Origin of the sequence: Pseudomonas sp. NPDC088885 (assembly GCF_044750025.1) — a bacterium.
GTDB lineage: Bacteria > Pseudomonadota > Gammaproteobacteria > Pseudomonadales > Pseudomonadaceae > Aquipseudomonas > Aquipseudomonas rustica.
In genome coordinates, this window is record NZ_JBIVJB010000150.1 from 1 (window position 1) to 7,020 (window position 7,020).

A 7,020-nucleotide genomic window follows, 5' to 3' on the forward strand; every position below is an offset into this window, starting at 1 on the left:
GGGCAGGGTGTCGACGACAGTGCCTTCCATTTCGAAGCTGTCTTCTTTCGACATGCAGTAAAGCCCTCGGTATCCAATGAATGGCCCGGTGCAACTGCGCCAGGCAAAAGCGGCGTGCATTGTGCCCGAAAAATGGGGTTTACGCCAAGGGGTTTAGGGCTTTGGTTTAGTTGAGGATGACCCAACGCTGATTAATCAGCAGTTCGATGGGGCGATATTGGGTTTTGTAGTTCATCTTTTTGCAGTTCTTGATCCAGTAACCAAGGTAAACCGCCTCCAGCCCCAGACGCTGGCTCTCGCTGATCTGCCAGAGGATGCCGAAGCGGCCCAGGCTGCGGCGTTCTTCTGCCGGTTCGTAAAAGGTGTACACCGCCGACAAGCCATTGGGCAGCAAATCGGTCACCGCCACGGCGAGCAACCGTCCGTCGAGACGAAACTCATAAAAACGCGAGAAGGGCAGATCACGCACCAGAAACGTCGAGAATTGATCACGGCTCGGCGGATACATGTCGCCGTCGGCATGGCGCTGTTCGATGTAGCGCTGATATAGATCGAAATATTCTTCGCTGAATTGCGGTTTGACCGGGCGCACCTGTAAATCGGCGTTGCGCTTGAAAATGCGTTTCTGCTGACGATTGGGGGTGAACTGTGCGACGGGGATGCGCGCAGGCACGCACGCATTGCAATTCTGGCAATGCGGACGGTACAGATGATCGCCGCTGCGACGAAAGCCCATTTCCGACAGGTCTGCGTAGACATGCACATCCATGGGCTGACTCGGGTCGAGAAACAGGGTGGTAGCCTGCTCCTCAGGCAGATAACTGCAAGAGTGAGGTTGAGTGGCATAGAACTTCAGACGCGCCAACTCGGTCATGATCAACCCTCGGGATAAGCTGGTGAATTAAGTGTAAGCCACGCGCGCAAAAGTCGCTCAGCAAACCCAAGTGGCGCGACTGGGTTGATCCAGGTGTCGGGCCAGATAGTCAGCAAATTCCTGACGGGGAATCGAGCGGGCGCCAAGGCTGTGCAGATGATCGGTCGGCATCTGGCAGTCAATCAGCACGAAACCCGAATCTTGCAGATGGCGCACCAGCGTGGCGAAACCGTACTTGGAGGCGTTGTCGGCGCGGCTGAACATCGACTCGCCAAAGAACAGTTGACCCATCGCCAACCCATACAGGCCGCCGACCAGTTCGCCCTGATCCCAAACCTCCACCGAATGGGCGAAGCCGCGTCGATGCAATTCAACGTAGGCGTCCTGCATCGCTTCGGTGATCCATGTGCCATCGGCGTAATCGCGGGGTGCGGCGCAGGCGCGAATGACGGCGTCGAAGTCTTTATCGAAGGTGACTTGGTAGCGTTCCTTGCGCAGGAGTTTGCCGAGGCTGCGCGAGACGTGCAGTTCGTCGGGAAACATCACCGTGCGCGGATCCGGAGACCACCAGAGAATCGGCTGGCCTTCGGAAAACCACGGAAAGCAGCCATGACGATACGCCTGAACCAAACGATCGGCGGACAGATCACCACCGGCGGCGAGCAATCCGTTGGGTTCGCGCATGGCCTTTTCCAATGGCGGAAAAGTCAGGGAGTTGCGTTGTAACCAAGTCAGCATGGCATCCAGGCTTGCAGAAGGGGAGGGCGGGGCGGGCTGTTCGGCCCGCGATAAAGTGTGCCGTTAAATGACAGGAATGTCGTCCAGAGACTGCTCGCTCACGCAGCCGAATGGACGCGGCTGCAACTTGGCGTCGACGCTGTGGTCGTAAACGATCGCTATGGCAGCCCGTGTGGCGTGTTGATGCAAGCGTTCCATCAGCGCCGGGCCGGAGTTGAGGATGATCAGGCGTGAATGCTTCGCTGCGTTCATCAAATACACCTCATAAGCCTTTGTCACAAAAGGTAATGCATGCTCAAATTGGCCCGCGGGTTTTGTGTGCTTGACTATGCTTTACCCTGGGGTTTGAAGCATGGCATCGCACGTACAAACCCGTACAATGCCGGGCTGTTACAGAATATTCGCGTTGTGCCGTGTTTTTAAAAGCCACGGCGCAGTGTTAAAAGTAGTCTCAGTTGCGCTCGTTCACTTTGTTACCTGCCTGGATTGGGCAGTTTTTTATCGTCATTCAATAGATGGACGCGCCATTGGCGCAGGAAAAGTAGCGTTTTGAAGAAATCCACCGCAGCACCCAAAACAGTCGTTCCGCTCTGGCGCCAACAGTTGCACTACCGGCTCAAGGAAGGTGCATTGATCGCCATCGGCGCTTTGTGCCTGTTCCTGATGATGGCCTTGCTCACCTACGGCAAGGACGATCCGGGCTGGAGCCACAACAGCAAGATCGACGACGTACAGAATTTCGGCGGCCCGGCGGGCTCCTACAGCGCTGACATCCTGTTTATGGTGCTGGGTTACTTCGCCTACATCTTCCCGTTGCTGCTGGCGATCAAGGCTTATCAGATCTTCCGTCAACGCCACGAACCGTGGCAGTGGAGCGGCTGGCTGTTCTCCTGGCGCCTGATCGGTCTGGTGTTTCTGGTGCTGTCCGGCGCTGCGCTGGCGCATTTGCATTTCCATGCCGCGTCGGGTCTGCCGGCCGGTGCTGGCGGTGCGTTGGGTGAAAGCCTCGGCAATCTGGCGAAGAACGCACTGAACATTCAGGGCAGCACATTGCTGTTCATCGCGCTGTTCCTGTTTGGTCTGACGGTGTTCACCGACCTGTCGTGGTTCAAGGTGATGGACATCACCGGCAAGATCACCCTCGACCTGTTTGAACTGTTCCAGGGCGCGCTCAATCGCTGGTGGTCGGCGCGTACTGAGCGCAAGCAACTGGTCGCGCAACTGCGTGAGGTCGATGATCGCGTGCACGACGTGGTCGCGCCGACGGTGACCGACAATCGCGAACAGGCCAAAGTCAAAGAACGCCTGATCGAACGTGAGCAAGCGCTGAGCAAGCACATGTCCGATCGCGAGAAACAGGTTCCGCCAGTGATTGCTCCCGCTCCGGCCAAAGCGCCCGAGCCAAGCAAGCGCGTGCAGAAAGAGAAACAGGTGCCGTTGTTCGTCGACAGCGCCGTGGAAGGCACCTTGCCGCCGATCTCGATCCTCGATCCGGCGGAAAAGAAACAACTCAATTACTCGCCGGAATCCCTGGCAGCGGTCGGCCACTTGCTGGAGATCAAGCTCAAGGAATTCGGTGTTGAAGTGACCGTCGACTCGATCCACCCGGGTCCGGTAATTACCCGTTACGAAATTCAGCCTGCCGCCGGCGTCAAAGTCAGCCGCATCGCCAACCTCGCCAAAGACCTTGCGCGTTCGCTGGCCGTGACCAGTGTGCGGGTGGTTGAGGTGATTCCGGGCAAGACCACGGTCGGTATCGAGATTCCCAACGAAGACCGGCAGATCGTGCGTTTCTCGGAAGTGCTGTCGACGCCTGAGTACGACAACTTCAAATCGCCGGTCACCTTGGCGCTGGGTCATGATATTGGCGGCAAGCCGGTCATTACTGACCTGGCGAAGATGCCGCACTTGCTGGTGGCCGGTACCACCGGTTCCGGTAAGTCGGTGGGCGTGAACGCGATGATCTTGTCGATCCTGTTCAAGTCTGGCCCGGAAGACGCCAAGCTGATCATGATCGACCCGAAGATGTTGGAGTTGTCGATCTACGAAGGCATCCCGCACCTGCTGTGCCCGGTCGTGACCGACATGAAGGACGCTGCCAACGCCCTGCGCTGGAGCGTTGCCGAGATGGAACGCCGCTACAAACTGATGGCGAAGATGGGCGTGCGAAATCTGTCCGGCTTCAACGCCAAGGTCAAGGAAGCGCAGGACGCCGGCGAGCCATTGAGCGATCCGCTGTACAAGCGCGAAAGCATCCACGACGAAGCGCCGCTGTTGCAGAAGCTGCCGACCATCGTCGTGGTCGTCGACGAATTCGCCGACATGATGATGATCGTCGGCAAGAAGGTTGAAGAACTGATCGCCCGTATCGCGCAGAAGGCGCGTGCGGCCGGTATTCACTTGATCCTCGCGACCCAGCGGCCGTCGGTGGACGTGATCACCGGTTTGATCAAAGCGAACATTCCGACGCGTATGGCGTTCCAGGTGTCGAGCAAGATCGACTCCCGGACGATCATCGATCAGGGCGGCGCCGAACAATTGCTCGGCCACGGTGACATGCTTTACATGCCGCCGGGCACCAGCCTGCCGATCCGGGTTCACGGCGCGTTCGTCTCCGACGAAGAAGTTCACCGTGTGGTGGAAGCGTGGAAACTGCGCGGCGCTCCTGAATACAACGACGACATCCTCAACGGTGTCGAAGAGGCGGGCAGCGGCTTTGAGGGCAGCAGCGGTGGCGGCGATGGCGATGATCCGGAAGCTGACGCGCTGTATGACGAAGCGGTGCAATTCGTCCTCGAAAGCCGTCGCGCCTCGATTTCTGCTGTGCAGCGCAAGCTGAAGATTGGCTACAACCGCGCCGCCCGGATGATCGAAGCCATGGAAATGGCCGGGGTCGTCACCTCAATGAACACCAACGGTTCGCGTGAAGTCCTGGCCCCGGGCCCGGTTCGCGACTGAATCCAGAAGCAAGAGGCGGGGCAATGATGTCTCGCCGCTCTCCCAACGAGTATTCAAGAGGACTCCCATGCGTCTTATCCGCATGCTGTTGCCAGTACTGGCGTTGACCACCCTCACGGCTCACGCCGATGACAAGGACGTGGCGCGTCTGACCCAATTGCTGGAAACATCGAAAACCCTGACCGCCAACTTCTCGCAGCTGACCCTCGACGGCGGCGGCACCCAGTTGCAGGAAACCACCGGCAACATGACCCTGCAGCGCCCGGGCCTGTTCTACTGGCACACCAATGCGCCGGCCGAGCAGACCATGGTCTCTGATGGCAAGAAAGTCACCCTGTGGGATCCGGATCTGGAACAGGCGACCATCAAGAAGCTCGACGAGCGTCTGACCCAGACTCCGGCGCTGTTGTTGTCCGGTGACGTGTCGAAGATCAGCCAGAGCTTCGACATCACCGCGAAAGAAGCGGGCGGCGTGATCGACTTCACGCTGAAGCCGAAAACCAAAGACACCCTGTTCGACAACCTGCGCCTGTCGTTCCGCAACGGTTTGCTCAACGACATGCAACTGATCGACAGCGTCGGCCAACGCACCAATATCCTGTTCACCGGGGTGAAGGCCAACGAGCCAGTGCCGGCCTCCAAGTTCAAGTTCGACATCCCAAAGGGTGCGGATGTGATCCAGGAATAAACCACGGCCCCTTGTACCGAGGCCCTTGTGGAGAGGGCCTAGTATTAAGGGGCTCTTTGTGGCGAGGGGATTTATCCCCGTTCGGCTGCGCAGCAGTCGTCGCTTTTGGGGCCGCTTCGCAGCCCAGCGGGGATAAATCCCCTCGCCACAGGGTTTTGCACAGTATTCGAAAAATGCGAGGTTTCAACGCTACGTGATGGATCTGTTTCGCAGTGCACCGATTGCCCAGCCACTGGCCGCGCGTTTGCGGGCGACAAATCTGGATGAGTACGTCGGTCAGGAGCACGTGCTCGCTCGCGGCAAGCCTCTGCGTGAGGCGCTGGAGCAGGGTGCCCTGCATTCGATGATTTTCTGGGGGCCGCCGGGCGTGGGTAAAACCACGCTGGCACGGTTGCTCGCGGAAGTTTCGGACGCGCACTTCGAAACGGTTTCGGCGGTACTCGCCGGGGTCAGAGAGATTCGTCAGGCGGTTGAAATCGCCAAGCAGCAGGCCGGTCAGTATGGCAAGCGCACAATTCTGTTCGTCGATGAAGTGCACCGTTTCAACAAGTCGCAGCAGGACGCATTCCTGCCGTACGTTGAAGACGGCACGCTGATCTTCATCGGCGCCACCACCGAAAACCCTTCGTTCGAACTCAATAACGCCTTGTTGTCGCGCGCCCGCGTCTACGTGCTGAAAAGCCTCGACGAAGCGGCGCTGCGCAAACTGGTGCATCGCGCACTTACCGAAGAGCGCGGCCTGGGCAAGCGCAATCTGACCCTGAGCGATGAAGGTTTCCAGATGCTGCTGTCCGCCGCCGATGGCGATGGCCGGCGTCTGCTCAACCTGCTGGAAAACGCTTCCGATCTGGCCGACGACAACAGCGAGATGGGCATCGATCTGTTGCAGAGTCTGCTCGGCGATACGCGTCGGCGCTTCGACAAGGGCGGCGAAGCGTTCTACGACCAGATCTCGGCGCTGCACAAATCCGTACGGGGTTCCAACCCCGACGGCGCGCTGTACTGGTTCGCGCGGATGATCGACGGCGGTTGCGATCCGCTGTACCTGGCCCGGCGCGTGGTGCGCATGGCCAGCGAAGACATCGGCAACGCCGACCCGCGCGCGCTGAGCCTGTGCCTCGCCGCGTGGGAAGTGCAGGAGCGCCTCGGCAGCCCGGAGGGCGAGCTTGCCGTGGCGCAAGCCATCACCTATCTGGCCTGCGCGCCGAAAAGCAACGCGGTGTACATGGGTTTCAAAACTGCCCTGCGCGCCGCCGCCGAACACGGTTCGCTGGAAGTGCCGCTGCACTTGCGCAACGCGCCGACCAAATTGATGAAGCAGTTGGGCTACGGCGACGAATACCGTTACGCCCACGATGAACCGGACGCTTATGCCGCCGGCGAAGACTATTTTCCGGACGAACTCGACCCGATCCCGTTCTACCAACCGGTGCCGCGTGGCCTGGAGTTGAAGATCGGCGAGAAGCTCAACCACCTCGCCCAACTCGACCGTTTAAGCCCTCGGCAGCGGAGAAAATAGTGCTTCCATTGATCATTGCGGTGTCTGCCGGCGGCGTTGCTGGCACTTTGTTGCGCTTCGCCACCGGCAATTGGATCAACGCCAATTGGCCGCGGCACTTCTATACCGCGACGCTGGCCGTTAATATCGTGGGCTGCCTGCTGATCGGCGTGTTGTATGGCCTGTTTTTGATACGCCCGGAAGTGCCGATCGAGGTGCGTGCCGGGTTGATGGTCGGCTTCCTCGGGGGGCTGACGACTTTTT

At 59.2% G+C, this 7,020-nt stretch carries 7 protein-coding genes; 4 read left to right on the plus strand and 3 right to left on the minus strand.

Features of this window, described 5'->3' with window-relative positions:
* Nucleotides 1–166 precede the first annotated feature (166 nt).
* The 3 genes from ACIP1X_RS27140 to ACIP1X_RS27150 form a co-directional block, all read right to left on the minus strand.
* Nucleotides 167–874: an arginyltransferase gene (locus ACIP1X_RS27140; protein ID WP_053121598.1), complete on the minus strand. Its 708-nt coding sequence runs from the start codon at nt 872–874 to the stop codon at nt 167–169.
* Between the two features lie 57 nt (nt 875–931).
* A complete protein-coding gene (gene aat, locus ACIP1X_RS27145; RefSeq protein WP_400755813.1) occupies nt 932–1,612 on the minus strand; it encodes a leucyl/phenylalanyl-tRNA--protein transferase in 681 nt (226 codons plus the stop codon).
* A gap of 63 nt (nt 1,613–1,675) precedes the next feature.
* The gene (locus ACIP1X_RS27150; protein ID WP_400755814.1) at nt 1,676–1,864 is read right to left on the minus strand and encodes a hypothetical protein; all 189 of its coding nucleotides are present in this window, start codon (nt 1,862–1,864) and stop codon (nt 1,676–1,678) included.
* 297 nt (nt 1,865–2,161) lie between these two features.
* Here ACIP1X_RS27150 and ACIP1X_RS27155 point away from each other — a divergent pair, with 297 nt between their 5' ends.
* From ACIP1X_RS27155 to crcB, 4 genes are all read left to right on the plus strand, one after another.
* A complete protein-coding gene (locus tag ACIP1X_RS27155) occupies nt 2,162–4,570 on the plus strand; it encodes a DNA translocase FtsK (RefSeq protein WP_400755815.1) in 2,409 nt (802 codons plus the stop codon).
* A gap of 67 nt (nt 4,571–4,637) precedes the next feature.
* A complete protein-coding gene (gene lolA, locus ACIP1X_RS27160) occupies nt 4,638–5,258 on the plus strand; it encodes an outer membrane lipoprotein chaperone LolA (protein ID WP_053121592.1) in 621 nt (206 codons plus the stop codon).
* Between the two features lie 196 nt (nt 5,259–5,454).
* Nucleotides 5,455–6,777 (plus strand): replication-associated recombination protein A, encoded by a 1,323-nt coding sequence (locus ACIP1X_RS27165; RefSeq protein ID WP_400755816.1) that lies wholly within the window; start codon nt 5,455–5,457, stop codon nt 6,775–6,777.
* Nucleotides 6,777–7,020 (plus strand): fluoride efflux transporter CrcB (crcB, locus tag ACIP1X_RS27170; protein WP_400755817.1); only part of this gene is annotated, 244 nt, incomplete at its 3' end. The genes ACIP1X_RS27165 and crcB, both read left to right, overlap by 1 nt.